Here is an 18,428-nt window from a genome sequence, read left to right on the forward strand (position 1 = left end):
GCAGCACAGCCGCGACCGAGGAGGTGCGAGGTGCGGATTCTCGGGGTCAACGCGATCTTCCACGACCCGTCGGCCGCCCTGGTCGTCGACGGCCGGATCGTCGCCGCGGCGGAGGAGGAGCGGTTCAGCCGGCGCAAACACGGCAAACGGCCGGTGCCATGGTCGGCCTGGGAACTCCCCGAGCAGGCGATGCGCTGGTGCCTCCAGGTAGCCGGACTGCAGCCCGCCGATCTGGATCGGGTGGGTTACTCCTTCGACCCGTCGCTGTGCGTGGACCTGTCCGAGCTGGGCGTCACGGACCCAGGCGACCACGTTCGGACCGACTATGCCCGCCGAGCGCCGAACTTCCTCGCCGCGGCGTTGCCCGGGCTGGACCCGGGCAAGGTGACCTTCGTACCGCATCACGTCGCACACGCGGCGTCGGCCGGTCTGGCAGCGCCGTACGAGCGGAGCGCCTGTCTGGTCCTGGACGGGCGCGGTGAGCGCGCTTCCCACCTTGGCGGCGTGTACGACGGCCCGGAGCTCCAGGTGCTCGCCACCCAGGACCTGCCGCATTCGCTAGGTCTGCTGTACGAAGACTTGACCGAGCACCTCGGGTTCCTGCGCTCCAGCGACGAGTACAAGGTGATGGCCTTCGCCTCCTACGGCAAGCCCCGCCACCTGGCCGACTTCCGTGAGCTGGTCCGTACGACGGACTCCGGCGGCTTCCGCACCGACAAAGTGGACTGGGCCGGCTACGCACCGAAGATCCAGCCTGGCGACGAGCTCACGGACGCTCACGCGGATCTGGCCTGCAGCGTGCAGCGGCGACTCGAGGAGGTCATGCTCGAGCTGGCCAGCTGGCTGCACGAACAGACCGGCGCCCGAGCGCTCACGATGGCTGGCGGTACCGCACTCAACTGCGTCGCCAACTCGGTCGTCGCGCGGAGAGGGCCCTACGAACACGTGTGGGTCCAACCGGCCGCAGGGGACGCTGGTACGTCGCTCGGCGCAGCACTACAACTGAGCGCCTCGGCAGGTCGGCCAGAGCCTATGCAGACACCTGCACTCGGCCGTGGGTGGTCCGACGACCAGCTGGCCGCCAGGCTCAACCAAGCCGCACTGCCGTTCGATACCCCGGCAAACCTGGCTGGTGTGGTTGCGCAGGCCTTGGCGGACGACCACATCGTGGCCTGGTACCAGGGCCGGTCCGAGTACGGTCCGCGCGCACTCGGGCACCGGTCGCTGCTGGCGCACCCTGGTCGTCGCGAGAACCTGGAGCGCCTCAACGACATCAAGGGCCGTGAACAGTTCCGGCCGGTGGCCCCGCTGGTGTTGATCGAGCGCGCCGCGGAGATCTTCGACGGTCCGCTGCCCAGCCCCTACATGCTGTTCGTCCACACCGTGGCCGCGGCCTGGCAGGACCGCATCCCCGCGGTCGTCCACGTGGACGGCACGGCTCGGATCCAGACGGTGGACCATGCGGACGAGCCCTTGCTGGCGAGGCTTCTGGAGGAGTTCGAGCGACGAACCGGATTGCCGGTGCTGATCAACACCAGCCTGAACACTGCTGGTCGTCCGATGGTCGACAGCCCGTCCGACGTACTGGAGCTGTTCGGGTCGACCCCTGCCGATCTCCTGGTCCTCGGGCCGCACGTCGTACGCCGGGAGGGGGCGTTCCGTTGACGCAGACCAGTGTGGTGATCCCGACAGTCGGTCGCGCCTGCCTGGCCGACCTGCTCGCCGACCTGGCCGGCCAGTGGACCGGCCCGGTGTACGTCGTCGACGACCGCCCGGAGCCGCATGGCGCGTTGCCGGCGGGGGACTACCAGGTACTGCGTTCCGGAGGGCGAGGACCGGCCGCCGCACGCAATGTCGGCTGGCGAGTCGCGAAGACCGAGTGGGTCGCCTTCCTGGATGACGACGTGCGGCTGCCGGCGGACTGGTCGAGCGCGTTGAAGAACGACTTGACAGTCGATGACCGGGTCGCTGGTGTCCAGGGCCGCATCAAGGTGCCGAGAGGGTCACGGCCGACCGACTGGGGACGCAGTACTGCCGGCCTGGAGAAGGCGGATTGGGCCACCGCCGACATGGCCTACCGCCGTACGGCGCTCGACCAGGTAGGCGGGTTCGACGAGCGGTTCCCGCGGGCCTATCGCGAGGACGCCGATCTGGCGCTCCGGATCAGGCAGCATGGCTGGGAACTACGCAAGGGCGCACGACATGTCGTCCATCCGGTCCGGGAGGAAGACTTCTGGGTCAGTGTGCGCGTGCAGCGCGGCAACGCGGACGACGCGCTGCTGCGGGCAGTCCATGGCCGGCACTGGCGCACGCTGGCCCAATGTCCGTCCGGTCGATTGAAGTGGCACCTGGCCACCGTTCTGTCTGCTGTCGTTGCGCTGTCCGGCTCGAAGAAGGCCGCCGCGGTCTGGGCGCTCCTGACCGCTGACTTCGTCCGGCGTCGCGTCGCACCCGGTCCTCGTACGCCGGACGAAGTCATGCGGATGGTGGTCACCTCCGTCGTGATTCCCTTCGCCGCCGTCTGGCACCGCGCCCGCGGCACCTGGCAACATCGCGGCAGCACGCCATGGCACAAGGGGCAGCCGAAGGTCGGCGCCGTGCTTTTCGACCGCGACGGCACGCTCATCCACGACGTTCCCTACAACGGCGATCCCGAGCAGGTACGAGCGGTTCCCCAAGCCCGCCAGGCGATCCGCAAGCTCAGAACAGCCGGCGTGCCGGTCGCCGAAGTCGTCCGGCCAGATCTCCTGACAGCTGTCAGCCGACTGTTGGGAGACCGCTGATGAGGACTGCGCTGGTCACCCGGATGGACAACGACGGTGACGTACTGCTGGCCGGTCCGGCCATTCGGGCCGTCGCCGCGATGGATCGGGTCGTCCTGCTCGTCTCTCCGTCCGGTGAACAGGCCGCGCGGTTGCTGCCCGGTGTCAGCGACGTGTATGTCTGGCCGTGCCCGTGGACCGGCTTCGATCCACCGGCTGTCGACCGGCGTGGCGTCGAGACCTTGGTCGACGCACTTGCCCTGGAGCGTCTCGGTGCGGCCATCGTGCTGACGTCGTACCACCAGAGCCCTTTGCCGATGGCGCTCCTGCTGCGGATGGCCGGCATCAAGAATATCGCTGCCAACTGCGAGGACTACCCGGGCGCCTTGCTGGACCTCCGGCACCACGCCGGCCCGGGGCACGAGGTCGAGCGCGCGCTGGACCTGGTCGAGGCGGCCGGCTACAGCCTGCCCGACGGTGACGACGGCAGCTTGCGCATCAAGAACATCTTGCCGGTCGTCGAGGAAGGCCCGTACGTCGTCGTTCACCCCGGCGCGTCTGTCCCGGCCCGTACGGCGTCACCCGATCATTGGGCCGTCACGGTCAAAGCCCTGACCGCTGACGGTCACCGTGTGCTCGTCACCGGGGCAGCCGACGAGCGCGCACTCACCGCGGAAGTTGCCGGTAGCAACGGCGTCGACCTCGGCGGTCGCACCAGCTACCGTCGACTGGCCGCGATTCTCAAGACGGCACAGGCTGTTGTCGTCGGCAACACCGGGCCGGCCCACCTGGCGGCCGCCGTCAACACTCCGGTCGTCTCACTCTTCGCGCCCGTTGTCCCGGCCGCCCGATGGGCGCCGTGGCGGGTGCCCTCCGTCGTTCTCGGTGACCAGTACGCGCCCTGCCGGGACTCGCGCGCCCGGGTCTGCCCGGTGCCGGGTCACCCGTGCCTGGACCAGGTGTCGCCGGACGAGGTCGTCGTCGCCGTTCGCAAGCTGATCGAGGAGGTCGCGACATGAGGATCCTGGCCTGGCACGTCCACGCCGCCTGGATGACGTCGTTCGTCCAGGGGCCGCACGAGTACTACGTCCCGGTCCTCCCCGACCGAGGTCCAGACGGGATGGGCCGCGCGCAGACCTACCCCTGGCCGGAGTCCGTCCGCGAGATCACTCCCGAGGAGCTGCGCACGGCCGACTTCGACGTGGTGGTCCTGCAACGCCCACACGAGCTGGGACTGTTCCAGCGCTGGGCCGGCCGCTCCCTCGGCCGGTACGGCGTCCCTGCCGTGTACGTCGAGCACAACACGCCCAGGGGTGACGTCAACGACTGGCAACACCCGCTGGCGGATCGCACCGACATCCCGATCGTCCACGTCACGCAGTTCAACCGGACCATGTGGGACAACGGCCGAGCGCCCGCAGCGGTGATCGACCACGGTGTGCCTGACTACGGCTACCAGTACTCCGGTGACATCGACTCACTCGTTGTGTCCGTCAACGAGCCGGTACGACGCTGGCGAGTGGCCGGAATCGACCTGGTGCGGCAGATAGCCGAACAGGTTCCGGTGAGTGTGTTCGGGATGGGCGCCGACGAACTGACGGCCCACATCCACAGCGGACTGGCCGATGTCGGTGAGGCCGACCAGGACGGCCTGCACAAGCGGATGGCAATGCACTTCGCCTACCTGCACCCGTACCGCTGGACAAGCCTCGGTCTGTCCCTGATCGAGGCCATGACGTTGGGCATGCCCGTGCTCGTGGTGTCCGCGACAGCGGCACCGGAGGCTGTGCCGGCCACCGCGGGCCTGGTCAGCTCGAACGTCGACCTGCTGGCGGCGACCGCGCTGCGCTGGCTCGTCGACCCGGATGAAGCCCGTGAGAAAGGTATGGCGGCCAGAGCGCACGCACTCGAGTACTTCGGGCTGCCGAGGTTCCTGGACGACTGGGACCGCATGCTGAAGGAGGTCTGCCGATGAGAATCGCCATGGTGTCCGAGCACGCCAGCCCACTGGCCGTGCTGGGTGGGGCCGACGCAGGTGGCCAGAACGTCCACGTGGCGGCACTTTCCCTTGCTCTGGCCGAGCGCGGCCACCAGGTCGAGGTCTACACCCGCCGCGACGACCCGGACAGCCCGGAACGAGTACCACTGGGTGCAGGCGTCGAGGTCATCCACGTGCCCGCCGGACCGGCCGAACAGCTGCCCAAAGACAGACTTCTGCCGTACATGAAGGCCTTCGGGCAGTGGATGGGGCAGCAGTGGTCACCCGAGCCGCCTGCCGTAGTGCACGCACACTTCTGGATGTCAGGTGTCGCCTGCCTTGAGGCGCGCCGTGCCGTCGAGTTCCCGTTCGCGCAGACCTTCCACGCCCTCGGTGTGGTGAAGCGCCGTCACCAGGGCGCGGCGGACCCGAGTCCACCCGAGCGGCTGAACATCGAGTCGAACCTGGCCTCCGTCGCCGACGCGGTGATCGCGACCGCCACCGACGAGGTCCGCGAACTCCTCGAGCTCGGCGCCCCGGCTGAGTCCCTGCACGTGGTTCCCTGCGGAGTCGACCTCTTCGGGCCTTCGATGTCACAGGACCATTGGTGGAGCGGCCGGCACGGTGGCCGCATCCTCTCGCTCGGGCGTCTGGTCGAACGCAAGGGAGTCGACACCGTCATCCAGGCTCTCAGCCGGGTGCCCGGCGCCGAGCTCGTGATCGCCGGCGGCCCGGCCGATGGTTTCGACGACGACCCGGAGGTACGGCGACTGCGCGCCGAAGCGGATCGCCTCGGCGTCGCCGACCGGGTGCACCTGGTCGGCGCGGTGTCTCGCAAGGACGTGCCGGCGTTGATCCGGTCGGCGGACGTGGTCGTCTGCACGCCGTGGTACGAGCCGTTCGGAATCGTCCCACTGGAAGCGATGTCGTGTGGTCGCCCGGTGATCGCCGCCGCGGTCGGCGGACTGCTCGACACGGTCGTCGACGACGTCACCGGCGTCCATGTGCCGCCCAGGGATCCCGACCGGTTGGCCGTTGCCCTGCAGCAGCTGCTCGACGACCCGCCACGCCGCCGGCGGCTCGGCGTGGCCGGGGCGCTCCGGGTCAAGGCGAAGTACACCTGGGCGAGAGTTGCCGAGGACACCGAGCAGGTCTACGGGCGGATCATGGCGCGAGTGGCAACGGGAAGAGTGCGGTGATGGCCCGGTTCGGAACGATCACCGGCCACCTCGACCAGCTGCGGGCCGGTCTGGAAAGCCTGGACGGACAGGCCGTGACGGTGGACGCGTGGGGGCGCGAGCTGGCCGACCTGTTCGCGGCCGGTGGCCGATTACTTGCTGCAGGCAACGGCGGCAGCGCGGCCGAGACACAGCACCTGACCGCCGAGCTGGTCGGACGGTTCGAACATGCCGACCGCCCGCCGCTGTCCGCGATCGCCCTGCACGCCGACACGTCCAGCGTGACCGCCATCGGTAACGATTTCGGCGCCGACGATGTCTTCGCGCGGCAGGTGCGGGCCCACGGACGACCGGGCGACGTACTCGTCCTGCTGTCGACGAGCGGCCGCAGCACGAACCTGCTGGCAGCGGTCGACGCCGCTCATCACAGCGAGCTCAAAGTCTGGGCCCTGACCGGACCGAGGCCGAATCCACTGGCTGAGCGGGCCGATCAGGCGCTCGCGGTCGAGTCCGCCGCGCCGACCGCCGTACAGGAGGTTCACCTGGTGGCGATCCATGCACTCTGTTCGACCGTCGAGCGCTACCTGTCGTACAGGGAGGTGGCCCGATGACCGTCCGGGTCCTGGTGGTCGGCGATGTGCTGCTCGACCGCGACATCGAAGGAGACGTACGCCGGATCAGCCCCGAGGCACCTGTTCCGGTCGTACAGGTCGAAGGAACGAACGAGCGGGCCGGTGGTGCCGGCCTGGCTGCGACCTTGCTCGCCCGCGAGGGAATCGAGGTCCATCTGGCCACCGCGCTGGCCGACGACGAGCCGGCCAAGCGCCTGGAGGCGTTGCTGACCGGGCGCCTGCCGGTGACCGAGATCCTGCGTGCGCCCGGAACGCGGTGCAAGACACGGGTGCGCAGTGCGGGGCAGTCGTTGCTCCGCCTGGACGTCGAGGCGCCGGCGGAGATGGGTGACGGGTGCGATGTCGCCGCGTTGGAGGAACAACTCGAGGCGGCGGACGCCGTTCTCGTGGCCGATTACGCGGGCGGAGTCGTCAGTCACCCGGAGGTCCGGGACGTGTTGCGCCGGTGGGCCTCGCAGCGAGCCATGGTGTGGGATCCGCATCCGCGAGGGGCGGAGCCGGTGCCGGGTGTCACGCTCGCGACCCCCAACAGAGCCGAGGCCTGCCAGTTCGCCACCTCGGCAGCACCACTCGATCGGCTCGCCACCGAGCTACGCGATCGCTGGCAGGCCTGGGCTGTCGCGGTCACCGACGGCGGCAACGGAGTCTTCACCGCTGCGGGTGGCGCGCCGGCCATGTTCACTCCGGCGCCGTTCAACCACCGAGGCGACGCGTGCGGTGCAGGTGATCGGTTCGCCGGTACGGCGGCGGCCGAGCTCGGCTCCGGTGCGACGACACGGGCCGCGATCGAGGCCGCGGTGATGGACACGGCTGGTTGGCTGGCGGCCGGAGGCGTGAACGCCGCCGAGGTCGTGGGTGCGGCCGAGCCGGAGCAGGATGCCGCCGCGCTGGTCCGCCGGGTCCACGCGGCCGGTGGCACCGTGGTCGCGACCGGCGGCTGCTTCGACATCCTGCATGCCGGTCACATCGCCAGCCTGGAGGCCGCCCGTCGCCTCGGCGACGCGTTGATCGTGCTGCTGAACTCCGACGACAGCGTCCGCCGGCTGAAGGGAGCGGATCGCCCGGTGAACTCGCTGGCGGACCGCCGGCGCGTTCTGGAGTCGTTGCGCTGCGTGGACGCCGTCGCCGTCTTCGGCGGCAGCGATCCGTGCGTGCTGCTCGATCAGCTGCGGCCGGACATCTGGGCGAAGGGCGGCGACTACAGCGCGGAAATGTTGCCTGAGACACCGATTGTGAGCAGCTGGGGTGGTCGCGTCGTGCTGGTGCCTTATCTGCCGGGACGTTCCACCACAGCGATTCTTCAGGAAGGGAGTGCTCGATGAGCTTGGATCGGGTAGCCGTGACCGGAGGGGCCAGCGGACTCGGAGCCGCGGTCGTCGCCGCGGTCCGCAAACATGGCGGTACGGCGATCGCCCTGGACCGGCAGCGGCCGTCCGCCGAGGACGTGCCGTGGATTCAGGTGGAGCTGTCCGACCCGTCGTCGGCCGAGCCAGCCCTGGCCGCGGCCGAGGCGGTCGGCGCGGGACCGTTGACCGGAGTGGTGACCGCGGCCGGCATCGATGCGTGCGGGCGGATCGAGGACATCCCGCTGGACGACTGGGTCCGCGTGATCAGCGTGAACCTCATCGGTACGGCGGCGATCGCACGGGCCGCGGTGCCGCGGCTGGAGCGCAGTGGCGGGCGGATCGTGACGGTGGCATCGACCCTCGGACTGCGCGCGTTGAGCGATGCGACGGCGTACTGCGCGTCGAAGTTCGGCGTCGTCGGGTTCAGCCGGGCGCTGGCGGTGGAGACCGCCGGACGGGTGGGGGTGACGATGCTGGTGCCGGGCGGGATGAAGACGGCCTTCTTCGACGGTCGGCCGGAGCAGTACAAGCCGGGCAAGGACGCCATGCTGAACGATCCCGAGGCGGTGGCCGAGACCGTGGTCTACGCGCTGTCCCAGCCACCCGGCGTCGAGATCCGTGAACTGGTCGTCTGCCCGTCCGTCGAACCCTCCTGGCCCTGATGCGTCCGGTCGTCATCCTCCGTGCGCTCGGGCTGGGCGATGCGCTGACCGCCGTACCGGCGTTGCGTGGGTTGCGACGCCGGTACGGCGACCGGCCGCTGCTGCTCGCGGGACCACAGCCGGTGTCGGCCTGGTTGGCGCGACTGGGCCTGGTCGACGACGTCATTCCGACGACCTCGCTGTCTGCGCGACCGCCAGGGCTCGAGCTGGGGCCGCATGACGCGGTGAATCTGCACGGCCGTGGACCACAGAGCCATGGCGTACTGCAGGAGGGTGGTCCGGACGAGTTGATCGCCTTCGACTGCGTGGCCGCCGGCCATGTGAGGGGTTGCCCATGGCAACTTGACGAGCACGAGGTGGATCGGTGGTGCCGGCTGGTGACGTGGGCCGGTGGTCCTTGTGGTCCTGAGGACCTGCGGCTGCCCATACATGCCGATAGCGATGGTTCGGTGGTGGTTCATCCGGGGGCGGCGACCCGGGCGCGGCAGTGGCCGGTGTCGCGGTGGGCCGAGGTTGTCGAGTGGCTGCGCTCGGAGGGTCGCCACGTCGTGCTGACCGGATCGGAGACCGAACTGTGTGCGCGGATCACCGCGGACGAGGACCTGAGCGGGAAGTTGTCACTCGACGCGTTGGCGCTCCGGGTGGCTTCGGCGGCGCTTGTGTTGAGTGGCGACACCGGCGTCGCGCACCTGGCGACGGCTGTCGGCACGCGGTCGGTGACCTTGTTCGGGCCGGTCCCGCCCGCGTGGTGGGGGCCGGCGATCGACCTCGATCTGCACACCGTGCTGTATCACGGCAGCCGACTCGGCGACCCGCACGCGGATCAGCCCGATGAGGCGTTGCTGCGGATCGAGGTCAGCGAGGTGTTGTCTGCGGCAATGGCGCAGCTTCACGGAACCAGTCGACCGTCGATCTGAGCCCGGCGCGCCAGTCGATCCGCGGCCTCCAGTCCAGGACCTGCTCGGCCAGCGTCGTGTCCGGACGTCGCACGCCGGGATCGTCGACCGGGCGATCGATGAACTGGACGGTCGAGTGCGATCCGGTCGCGGCGATCACGTCCTGTGCGATCCGCAGGACCGATCGCTCGTCCGGGTTGCCGATGTTGATCGGTCCGGGGTGACCGCTGAACGCGAGCCGGAGAATGCCGTCGACGGTGTCCGTGACATGACAGACCGACCGGGTCTGGCTGCCGTCACCGGCGACGGTGAGCGGTTCTCCGGTCAGGGCCTGCCGGATGAAAGTCGGGATCGCGCGCCCGTCGTCGGGACGCATCCGCGGGCCGTAGGTGTTGAAGATCCGGGCGATCGCGGTGTCGACGCCCTCGCTGGTGCGGTAGGCCGTGGTGAGTGCTTCGGCGTACCGCTTGGCCTCGTCGTAGACACCACGCGGTCCGATCGGGTTCACGTGACCCCAGTACGACTCCGGCTGTGGGTGCACCTGCGGGTCGCCGTACACCTCCGACGTACTGGCGAGCAGGAACCGTGCGTTCTTCTCCTTCGCCAGGCCGAGTGCGTGCCAGGTCCCGATCGCGCCGACCTTCAGAGTCTGGATCGGCAACCGCAGATAGTCGATCGGCGATGCCGGACTGGCGAAGTGCAGCACCAGGTCGACATCGCCCGGAACGTGCACGAAGCCGGTCAGATCGCAACGCGTGAACGTGAAACCCGGCTTCTCCATCAGGTGCGCGACGTTGTCCGCTGTGCCGGTCAGCAGGTTGTCCAGACAGGTGACCCGATAGCCGTCAGAGATCAGCCGCTCGCACAGATGACTGCCCACGAACCCAGCTCCACCGGTCACCACGACATGCTCCATCGCTCCTGGGTACCCGGGGGAGTGCCTTGGAAACAGCGGTGTCAGAGTTCGCGGCGGGCTTCGTCGACCGTGGAGAAAATCCGGAACTGACCGCCCAGACCAGTGATGGACAACGGCCGGTCGACCGGCCGGCCGACGCCGACCAGGGCCAGGGTGATGTTGTGCTGGCCGGCCAGGTTGCGGGCCTCGACCAAGTTGCCGAGACCGGCCGAGCTGCAGAACGTGACGGCGGAGACGTCGATCAGGACCAGCCGGGCCGGCGGTGCCACCGCGGCACGGATCGACTCGGCGGCGAAGTCGGTGGTCGCGATGTCGATCTCACCGGACAGCCGGACCAGCAGTACGCCAGGCTCCAGCTCCTCGGTCACAGCGTCGAACGTGGTTTTGATCATCTCGCCGTCCCGCGGCTCAGGCTGGCTTGTCACGCCGGTCTCTCCCCCGGGTAATCCCGCGAACGCCGGTCGGTCCTGGCGAGGTGGAACTGCCCTGCCCTCACCGTATGCCCCAACACACAGGCGTCACAACGGCTCTGACCCGGATGACCTCGGAGCGTGATCTAACCAGGGATGTAAGCGCTACCAGCCAGCGCAACTGCCGGTGCAAACGCTGCGATCATCTGCCTCGTGCAAACGCCCACTCCGCAAGCAAACGCATCACCTCCAAAAGGCCGGCCGGTTTTCCTTCGGCGCCAAGCCTAAGCCGTGGTTGATACGTTATGGAAGCGATCTGACACAAAGAGTGAGGCGGTGGGTATCACCGAGACGCCGTCATGAAGAGCGGCACGGTGATAGACAAAGGAGTGCGGCGACTGCGGAAGGAGCTCTGATGGGCGTACTCGACGGCAAGGCGGCCCTCCTCACGGGTGGCTCGCGTGGGATCGGTGCGGCGATCGTACGGCGGCTGGCCGGCGACGGTGCCGTGGTCACCTTCACCTACGCGTCGAACGAGTCCGCGGCCGCGGACGTGGTCAACGAGGTCAAGGCGGCCGGCGGTCAGGCGATCGCGGTGCGGTCCGACCAGGCCGACCTCGCGGCGCACGCCGAGCTGGTCGAGCGAGCGACCGAGCCGACCGGGGCACTCGACATCCTGGTCTGCAACGCGGCGATGTCGCACGTGCGGACGATCGCCGACGTCACCGAGGACGAGTTCGACCGGCTGATGGCGACGAACCTGAAGGGCCCGTACTTCCTGATCCAGCGAACCGCCCGGGTGCTTTCGGACGACGGCCGGATCATCGCGCTCTCCACCCTCAACACGGCGCTGCCCGGTCCCGGCATCTCGCTGTACGCCGGCAGCAAGGGAGCGCTCGAGCAGTTCGTCAAAGTCGCCGCCCGCGAGTACGGTCCGCGCGGGATCACCGTCAACACGGTGTCACCCGGAACGACGGACACCGACATGTTCCACGGCAGCAACCCACCGGACGCGGCCGAGCGAATGATCGCGATCACCCCACTGCGCCGCCTCGGTCAGCCCTCCGACATCGCCGACGTCGTCGCGTTCCTGGCCGGCCCCGACGGCCGCTGGGTCACCGGGCAGAACCTGCTGGCCACCGGAGGGCTGGTGATCTGAGCACCGCGGACCTGCTCGCCGACATCGACGCTGCCGCCGACCCGGCGGTGGCGAAGATTCTCGTGGGCTACTTCAAGCTGGGACCCGGTGGCTACGGCCACGGCGATCAGATGATCGGCGTGAAGCTCTCCACCATCCGCGGTCTGCTCAAGCCCTACCTGCGCGCGGACCTTCCACTCGCCGAGCTCGAGCAGGCGCTGCAGAGCCCGATCCACGAGCACCGGCTGGCGATCCTCTGCCTACTCGCCGATCGCGCGGCCCGCAGCCTCAAGCCGCGGACGGCGAACCCGGCCGAGGTCACGGCGATCTACGAGCTGTACTTGCGCAGTACGGCGTACATCAACAACTGGGACCTGGTCGACTGCAGTACGTCGGAGATCGTCGGCGGGTACCTGCTCGACAAACCGCGGGACGTTCTCTCCACGCTGGTCCGGTCGTCGTCGTTGTGGGAACGGCGGATCGCGCTGGTCGCGACCCATCGGTTCATCAGGCACGGGCAGAGCGCCGACACCTACGCGTTGTCCGCGCTCGTGCTCGACGACCGGGAAGACCTGATCCACAAGGCGTCCGGGTGGATGCTGCGCGAGGCCGGCAAGCGGGTCTCGGAGGACGAGCTCCGGGTGTTCCTCGACCAGCACGCGGCGGTGATGCCGCGGACCATGCTGAGGTACGCGATCGAGCGGCTGTCGCCCGACGTACGCAAGCACTATCTGTCGCTGCGCTGACGTTTTCGCCCAGGTCGAAAGACCTGGCGGTCGGCGTACAACCACTGGTGGATGAAGCCCGACCTCGACGTCGGCCCGGCGAACCAGTGGGTGTCGGCGTACTACCTGTCCCGCTGGGGCAACGACGAGGCGAAGGACAACACCGGCCGCGACCTGCCCAACTGCTGATAGATCAGGGCCGCCAGCACCAAGTACAGCGGTACCAGCAGCAGGACGTCCGGGCTGTCGAGCGTGGCTGACCAGCCGGCGTCGCGTTTCGCGCCGTCGATGGTCAGCCGGTTCACGGTCAGGAATGTCAGGTGGGTCGCGATGCTGGTCCACAGCGAGCCGGTGGCCTGGCGTGCGGCGATCAGGGTGAAGCCGAAGATCGCCAGCAGGACCAGGTACACCACCGGGTCCTCGCCGGGTGGCGTGAAACTCAGTTCCTGCGTGGGTACGCCGACGATGCCGCCGAGCACGAGCTGGACGATCGACGCGATACCCGGGACGAGCAGGAACAGGGCAGTGGTCCCGGCCGCGGCGATCACACCGCGGTAGCGGGAGCGCAGCGCGGTCCAGGTGTGCCCGCGCAGGCTGATCTCCTCGGGCAACGCCTCCAGCAGAACGGCGATGACCGTGTTGGTCACCAGGAAGACCAGCACGGTGCTCAGGTCGAACGGGCCCCAGCTGATCCATCCGGCGAGCGTCCCGGCGCCGAGCACCAGCACCGCACTTCCACCTGTGACGCCAACACCGAGGGCGAAGCCGCGCCCGGCCTGCGTGAGCCCGAGTTCCTTCCGCCGCCGGAACGGCCTGATCAGCAGGATCGCGACCAGCGCGCACACCACGGCAGGCACGTACCTGTTGCCGATGAGCTCCGACACCACGATCGAGCACCCGAGCGCCAACCCCATCGCCGCGGGCCCGAACGCCGCCCGCCCCCAGACCTTCACTGCCCGCCTCCTCCGCGGTTTTGACACGATCGTACCGTACAGCCGTGTCAAAAAGATCCGGGATTTGTCGACATGTCTCCGAACTCAGGAGTTGCGGCTGTGCGCGTACGGCGGGGATTCCAGCGCGCAATGGGGGTGGTGATGGACCGGCGCCGGCTTCGCGCCACGGTCGCCCAGGGTGAACCAGGCGATGACGCCGCCGGCCACGGCCAACGCGGCAGAGATCCACAGCGCGCGGGCAAACCCATTGCCGAAGGCAACGGGATCGAGGTAGCTGTCACCGGTGATACCGGCCGCGATCGGGATCGCGGCGACCGCCATCAACTGCGCCGAGCGCGCGATCGCGTTGTTCACGCCGGACGCGATCCCGGCGTGGTGATCCTCGACCGCCGACAACACCGTCGCGGTCAGCGGCGCGACCGTCGCGACGAGTCCGAGGCCGAGTACGACGACCGACGGCAGGACCGCGCTGACATAACTCACCCCCGGCTCGATCCCCAGCATCAACAGGAAACCCGCGCCCATCAGGATCGGCCCGACTGTCATCGGGATTCGCGCACCGATCCTCTCCGCGAGACCACCGGCGTACCCGGACAGGCCGAGCATCAAGATGGTCATCGGCAGCAGGGCGGCCCCGGCCCAGATCGCGTCGTACCCGAGTGCTGTCTGCAGGTACACGACGACCAGGAAGGTCGCCGTACCGAGAGCGCCGTACACGACGACCGTGACCAGGTTCGCGCCGGTGAAGCGGACGTTGGCGAAGATGCCGGGTGGCAGCATCGGGTGGGACTCGCGCCGCTCGACCACCACGAAAGCCGCGACCGCGACCACTCCGATCGCCAGCGAGACCAGCACGAGGAGGTCGCCGAACCCGCGGTCGCCCGCGCTGATGAGGCCGTACGTGAGGCCGGCCAGGCCGATGGTCGCGACGGCGGCGCCGGTCAGGTCGAGCCGTCCGGCCGCGGTCTCGTCCCGGGTCTCCGGCACATGCCGCAGGGTGATGAGCACGGTCACCACCGCGAGTGGGACGTTGATCAGGAAGATCAGCCGCCACGAACCGCTGTCGACCAGGCCACCGCCGACGAACGGGCCGATCGCCGCGGCGACCGAGGTCAGGCCGGACCAGGCGCCGACCGCCTTGCCGCGATCCGACTGCGCGAACGTCGTCTGCAGGATCGCCAGGCTGCCCGGCGTGAGCAAGGCGCCGCCGATACCCTGCAGGACGCGGCCGGCGATCATCACCTCGAGGTTGGGCGCCACCGTGCACACCACCGACGCGACCGCGAACCAGATCACCCCGACCACGAACATCCGCCGCCGGCCGAGCCGGTCGCCGAGTGAACCGCTGAGCAGGATCAAAGCCGCGAGCGGCAGCATGTAGCCGTTGATGATCCACTGCAGGCCGGCCACGTCGGCGTTGAGCTCGTCGCCCATCGCCGGCAACGCGACATTCACCACCGTCCCGTCGAGAAACGCCATCCCCGATCCGAGCGCCGTGGCCGCCAGCACCCACCTCGCCCGGCTGGTCCCGAACGCGATCCGCTCCGTCATGGACACACAGTAGGCGTTACTGCGACAGCGGGAGATCCAATTGAAGGACGACGAGGGCCTTGTCGGCCGGGATGCCCTGAAGGACCGAGAGCTTCGGTGGATTGCCGACCGCGCACCGGGTCTCGGTCAGCAGCGGGCAGACCGCGTTGAGCAGTTCGCCACCGGCGACGGTCAGGTTGGTCGGCAGGCCGCCCTCGACGATCGCGGTGAGCGGTCTGATGGCCGACGTGGCCCGCTCCGGTTTCGACTCCGTTCGTCGTACCGTCGAGCCGGACAAGCGGTAGGTCAGGCGCAGGTTCGCCGCGGCGGTGGTCAGCGGTACATCGGTCGTGGTGGTGACGCTCGAACTGATCAGCGGGACGGTCGAGCCGTTGGCCAGTATGCGCAGATTGGTCGCGATCGGCGACGTCTTGGTCATCATCCCGGGCAGTTGTTCCCCGGACACGGGCAGTTGGACCTGCAGAATGTTCGTCGCCTTCGGCAGCATCACGTCCTCGGTGATGTCGAACGATCCATCCGGCCGCGCTACGACGACCATCCGGATACCCGGCCGGGTCGCGCCGATGGCGGGTGTGGTGGTGGGCGTCTGGCTCGGCGGAGTGCGCCCGGACGGTGCGGCTGGGGTGATGCCCAGTCCTGGGCTGGGTGCCACCGGACGGGGGACATCCGATGAGCAGGCCGCGGTCGCGCTGAGCCCCAGAGTCAGCGCGGCCGTGGCCAGCCACCGTGCCCCCGAAGCCCGCCGCCTGAGGTCCTCCACCCCCGATACGACGCCGGGGAGGAACTCCTGGGCGGGAGTCGATGCCATGCCCGCGGAATCGCGTTCGGACACGTCGCACCGCCCCCCAAACGGATTCGGCCGCTCCTCTGGCGGCCGGATCAACTTCGGAATAGGATACGCCGAAATTGGTGGGGTTCGGCAATTATTGTCGTATTTTGCGGGGGACTTCGAGAGGGCGCAGAATGGCGAGACGGAGCGTGTCCGGATCATTCCATGCGGTATTCGAGAAAATTTCGAGAATTCATGGTCCGGCAATTCGGAGGGTGATTCCACTGACGCTGGCGGTGACCGTTGCGGCGGCGCCGGCGGTGCTCACGGTGCCTGCGGAGGGGGTCGTAAGCGCAAACCTGTACGTCGTCCAGGGCCTGCCCGGACGGTCGCTCGACATCAGCATCGACGGCCGCACGGTGGCGACCGGGCTGGCGATCACGAAGGTCGCCGGGCCGTTCGGGGTTGCCGCCGGCAAGCGGATGGTGACCGCGCGACAGGACGGAAAAGTGGTGGTCCAGCGTGAGGTCACGGTCGGGTCGGGGACCAGCGTCGACGCCGTCATCCACCTGCCGGTCTCGCCGACCGGTGCGCCGGTGCTGACGTCGTACCCGAACAAGCTGAGCGCGATCCCGCGGGACAAGGCCGCCTTGCGGGTCGCGCACGACGCGTCCGTCGGACCGGCCGACATCCGGGTGAACGGAAAGGTCGCGTTCGCGAGTATCGCGAACGGGGAATCGCTCGAGGCGGTCGTCCCGGCGGCCACCTACAAGGTGGACATCGTGCCGGCTGGCGCGACTTCACCTGTTGTTCTCGGTCCGTTGGACCTGCCGGCCCGGGCTGGATATCTGACCCGGGTCTTCGCGGTCGGTAATCCGAATGCGAGGACGATGAACGTCGCGGTGGGCACGATCAAGTTGCCCGGTTCAGGTTCGGGGACGCCGGAGTTGGTGAACACCGGGACCGGCGGACAGGTGGCGGGGCTGAACCAGGCGCACAGCTCCAGGGCCGGTTCCAACTCGGACCTCTGGGTCGCGCTCGTCCTGGCCGGCTTGCTGGCCGCGGTGGTGACGGTCCGGAAGGTGGTACGCCGCTGAGGCCCCTCGTGCTCGCATTGGTGCTGTGCTGCGGCGGCCTGGAGGGGTGCGCTGCGCAGGTGAACGGTTCCGTGCCGGGCCCCGGGGCGGACGGCGGTACCCCAACGCCGTCGTCCGCCCCGGCTACTCGTGGTGTCCCTGGGTTCGCACCCGAGATCACTTCATCCCAGGTCGAGGCGGGCGTGACGACCGCACCACCGGCCCGGATCGGTACGCCGGCTCCGAGTCAGCGGATCTGGTTCGTCCCCGCGCAGGTAGTGCTGCCGGGTGGGGCGAAGTCTCCGGTGCTACCGGTGAGCACGGTCCGCGGTGAGCTGAAGGTGCCCGAGCACGGCCAGAGCGTCGGGTGGTGGGACGGCGGTGCTCAGGCCGGCGACCCGTTCGGATCGGTGGTGCTGGCCGGCCACGTCGACACCAAGGCCGAAGGCATCGGCTACTTCGCCCGTCTGCTTCGCATCAAGCCGGGTGAGCTCGTCGTACTGCACGGCTCCGGCCGCACCGCGACGTACCGGGTCAGCTCGATCGTCTCGGTCCGGAAGAACGCGCTCGCGACTCACAGCGGCGCCTTCGACCAGAAAGTCGACCACCGGCTGGTCCTCATCACCTGCACCGGCGCGTACGACGCCTCCCGCGGCGGCTACGAGGACAACCTGGTTGTCACGGCCGCCGCCGTCGGCCAAGCACGCTGAGCCACTAGGCTCGGCGGTTATGGCGAGGTATTTCGACGTACATCCGGAGAATCCGCAGCGGCGGGCGGTCGGCCAGGTGGTGGACCTGGTCCGCGAGGGCGGGCTGATCGCGTACCCGACCGACTCCTGCTTCGCGCTCGGCTGCCAACTGGGGAACCGGGAGGGGATCGATCGGATCCGCGCCATCCGGCACCTCGACGATCGGCATCACTTCACCCTGGTGTGCCAGGACTTCGCGCAACTCGGCCAGTTCGTGCACATCAGCAACGCGGTGTTCCGGTCGATCAAGGCGTCGACGCCGGGGAGCTACACGTTCATCCTGCCGGCCACGAAGGAAGTGCCGCGCCGCCTGCTGCACCCGAAGAAGAAGACGGTCGGCGTGCGAATCCCGGACCACGTCGTGGCGCGGGCTCTGGTGGAGGAACTCGGTGAACCGCTGCTCTCCAGCACCCTGCTGCTGCCCGATCACGAGATGCCGATGACGCAGGCCTGGGAGATCAAGGAAGAGCTGGACAACCAGGTCGACGCCGTCATCGAAGGCGAGACCGGCACCGAACCGACCACGGTCGTCGACTTCTCCGACGATGTCGCCGAGGTCGTCCGCGTCGGCGCCGGGGATCCCACACCTTTCCAGTGAACTCTTGCGGGCGGGAAGGTCATGGCTGATCGTGGCTGGTGAAGGTTAGTAAGTAACCACGTGCACCTCACCCGCCCTGGAGGAGTCCG

The 18,428-nt window shown here is 68.9% G+C and carries 19 protein-coding genes; 14 read left to right on the top strand and 5 right to left on the bottom strand.

All coding sequences use genetic code 11. The annotated features are described in order from the left end of the window. The first annotated feature begins 30 nt into the window (after positions 1–30). Genes AB0F43_RS10045 through AB0F43_RS10085 form a run of 9 tightly spaced genes read left to right on the top strand, consistent with a single transcriptional unit; the run spans position 31 to position 9,475 of the window. Complete coding sequence (locus AB0F43_RS10045; protein ID WP_360473371.1) at positions 31–1,665, top strand: carbamoyltransferase C-terminal domain-containing protein; 1,635 nt, start codon at positions 31–33, stop codon at positions 1,663–1,665. Then, positions 1,662–2,783 (top strand): glycosyltransferase, encoded by a 1,122-nt coding sequence (locus AB0F43_RS10050; protein ID WP_360473373.1) that lies wholly within the window; start codon positions 1,662–1,664, stop codon positions 2,781–2,783. The genes AB0F43_RS10045 and AB0F43_RS10050 overlap by 4 nt, the downstream gene beginning before the upstream one ends. After that, positions 2,783–3,781 carry a glycosyltransferase family 9 protein gene (locus tag AB0F43_RS10055; protein ID WP_360473375.1) on the top strand — a complete coding sequence of 333 codons (999 nt, stop codon included), beginning with the start codon at positions 2,783–2,785 and terminating at the stop codon, positions 3,779–3,781. Before AB0F43_RS10050 ends, AB0F43_RS10055 begins: the two co-directional genes overlap by 1 nt. Further along, entirely contained in the window at positions 3,778–4,737 is a 960-nt protein-coding gene (locus AB0F43_RS10060; RefSeq protein WP_360473377.1) for a glycosyltransferase, read from the top strand. The genes AB0F43_RS10055 and AB0F43_RS10060 overlap by 4 nt, the downstream gene beginning before the upstream one ends. Then, positions 4,734–5,939 (top strand): glycosyltransferase, encoded by a 1,206-nt coding sequence (locus AB0F43_RS10065; RefSeq protein ID WP_360473379.1) that lies wholly within the window; start codon positions 4,734–4,736, stop codon positions 5,937–5,939. Before AB0F43_RS10060 ends, AB0F43_RS10065 begins: the two co-directional genes overlap by 4 nt. Then, a complete protein-coding gene (locus tag AB0F43_RS10070; protein ID WP_360473381.1) occupies positions 5,939–6,529 on the top strand; it encodes an SIS domain-containing protein in 591 nt (196 codons plus the stop codon). Before AB0F43_RS10065 ends, AB0F43_RS10070 begins: the two co-directional genes overlap by 1 nt. After that, on the top strand, positions 6,526–7,872 hold the full coding sequence (locus tag AB0F43_RS10075; protein WP_360473383.1) for a PfkB family carbohydrate kinase: 1,347 nt from the start codon (positions 6,526–6,528) through the stop codon (positions 7,870–7,872). Before AB0F43_RS10070 ends, AB0F43_RS10075 begins: the two co-directional genes overlap by 4 nt. Next, entirely contained in the window at positions 7,869–8,558 is a 690-nt protein-coding gene (locus AB0F43_RS10080; protein WP_360473385.1) for an SDR family oxidoreductase, read from the top strand. Before AB0F43_RS10075 ends, AB0F43_RS10080 begins: the two co-directional genes overlap by 4 nt. Beyond that, a complete protein-coding gene (locus tag AB0F43_RS10085) occupies positions 8,558–9,475 on the top strand; it encodes a glycosyltransferase family 9 protein (protein WP_360473387.1) in 918 nt (305 codons plus the stop codon). Before AB0F43_RS10080 ends, AB0F43_RS10085 begins: the two co-directional genes overlap by 1 nt. On the opposite strand, the gene AB0F43_RS10090 is transcribed toward AB0F43_RS10085, so the two are convergent. Both AB0F43_RS10090 and AB0F43_RS10095 read right to left on the bottom strand, forming a co-directional pair. Beyond that, positions 9,414–10,370, bottom strand: a complete 957-nt coding sequence (locus AB0F43_RS10090; RefSeq protein WP_360473389.1) for an NAD-dependent epimerase/dehydratase family protein — start codon at positions 10,368–10,370, stop codon at positions 9,414–9,416. The two genes, AB0F43_RS10085 and AB0F43_RS10090, sit on opposite strands and share 62 nt — an antisense overlap. Positions 10,371–10,411: 41 nt before the next feature. Further along, positions 10,412–10,795 carry an STAS domain-containing protein gene (locus AB0F43_RS10095; protein WP_360473391.1) on the bottom strand — a complete coding sequence of 128 codons (384 nt, stop codon included), beginning with the start codon at positions 10,793–10,795 and terminating at the stop codon, positions 10,412–10,414. Between the two features lie 400 nt (positions 10,796–11,195). On the opposite strand from AB0F43_RS10095, the gene AB0F43_RS10100 reads away from it, so the two are divergent. Both AB0F43_RS10100 and AB0F43_RS10105 read left to right on the top strand, forming a co-directional pair. Then, entirely contained in the window at positions 11,196–11,939 is a 744-nt protein-coding gene (locus tag AB0F43_RS10100) for an SDR family oxidoreductase (protein ID WP_360473393.1), read from the top strand. 23 nt (positions 11,940–11,962) lie between these two features. Further along, entirely contained in the window at positions 11,963–12,664 is a 702-nt protein-coding gene (locus AB0F43_RS10105; RefSeq protein ID WP_360474501.1) for a DNA alkylation repair protein, read from the top strand. Positions 12,665–12,765: 101 nt separating this feature from the next. Here the strand turns inward: AB0F43_RS10105 and AB0F43_RS10110 are convergent, their stop codons facing one another. The 3 genes from AB0F43_RS10110 to AB0F43_RS10120 all read right to left on the bottom strand — a co-directional run bounded on the left by AB0F43_RS10110 (position 12,766) and on the right by AB0F43_RS10120 (position 15,955). Continuing rightward, entirely contained in the window at positions 12,766–13,596 is an 831-nt protein-coding gene (locus AB0F43_RS10110) for a CPBP family glutamic-type intramembrane protease (RefSeq protein ID WP_360473395.1), read from the bottom strand. Between the two features lie 84 nt (positions 13,597–13,680). Further along, positions 13,681–15,147, bottom strand: coding sequence for an MFS transporter (locus AB0F43_RS10115; protein WP_360473397.1), 1,467 nt, complete (start codon positions 15,145–15,147; stop codon positions 13,681–13,683). A 16-nt stretch (positions 15,148–15,163) separates the two neighbouring features. Next, positions 15,164–15,955: a hypothetical protein gene (locus AB0F43_RS10120; protein WP_360473399.1), complete on the bottom strand. Its 792-nt coding sequence runs from the start codon at positions 15,953–15,955 to the stop codon at positions 15,164–15,166. A gap of 236 nt (positions 15,956–16,191) precedes the next feature. Between AB0F43_RS10120 and AB0F43_RS10125 the strand changes: the two genes are divergently transcribed. From AB0F43_RS10125 to AB0F43_RS10135, 3 genes are all read left to right on the top strand, one after another. Further along, entirely contained in the window at positions 16,192–17,013 is an 822-nt protein-coding gene (locus AB0F43_RS10125; protein WP_360473401.1) for a DUF4397 domain-containing protein, read from the top strand. 182 nt (positions 17,014–17,195) lie between these two features. Continuing rightward, complete coding sequence (locus AB0F43_RS10130) at positions 17,196–17,702, top strand: class F sortase (RefSeq protein ID WP_360473403.1); 507 nt, start codon at positions 17,196–17,198, stop codon at positions 17,700–17,702. Positions 17,703–17,721: 19 nt separating this feature from the next. Beyond that, positions 17,722–18,339, top strand: a complete 618-nt coding sequence (locus AB0F43_RS10135; RefSeq protein ID WP_360473405.1) for an L-threonylcarbamoyladenylate synthase — start codon at positions 17,722–17,724, stop codon at positions 18,337–18,339. The last annotated feature ends 89 nt before the right edge of the window (positions 18,340–18,428 follow it).

The sequence above is a fragment of the Kribbella sp. NPDC023972 genome (assembly GCF_040639075.1).
Taxonomy (GTDB): Bacteria; Actinomycetota; Actinomycetes; order Propionibacteriales; family Kribbellaceae; genus Kribbella.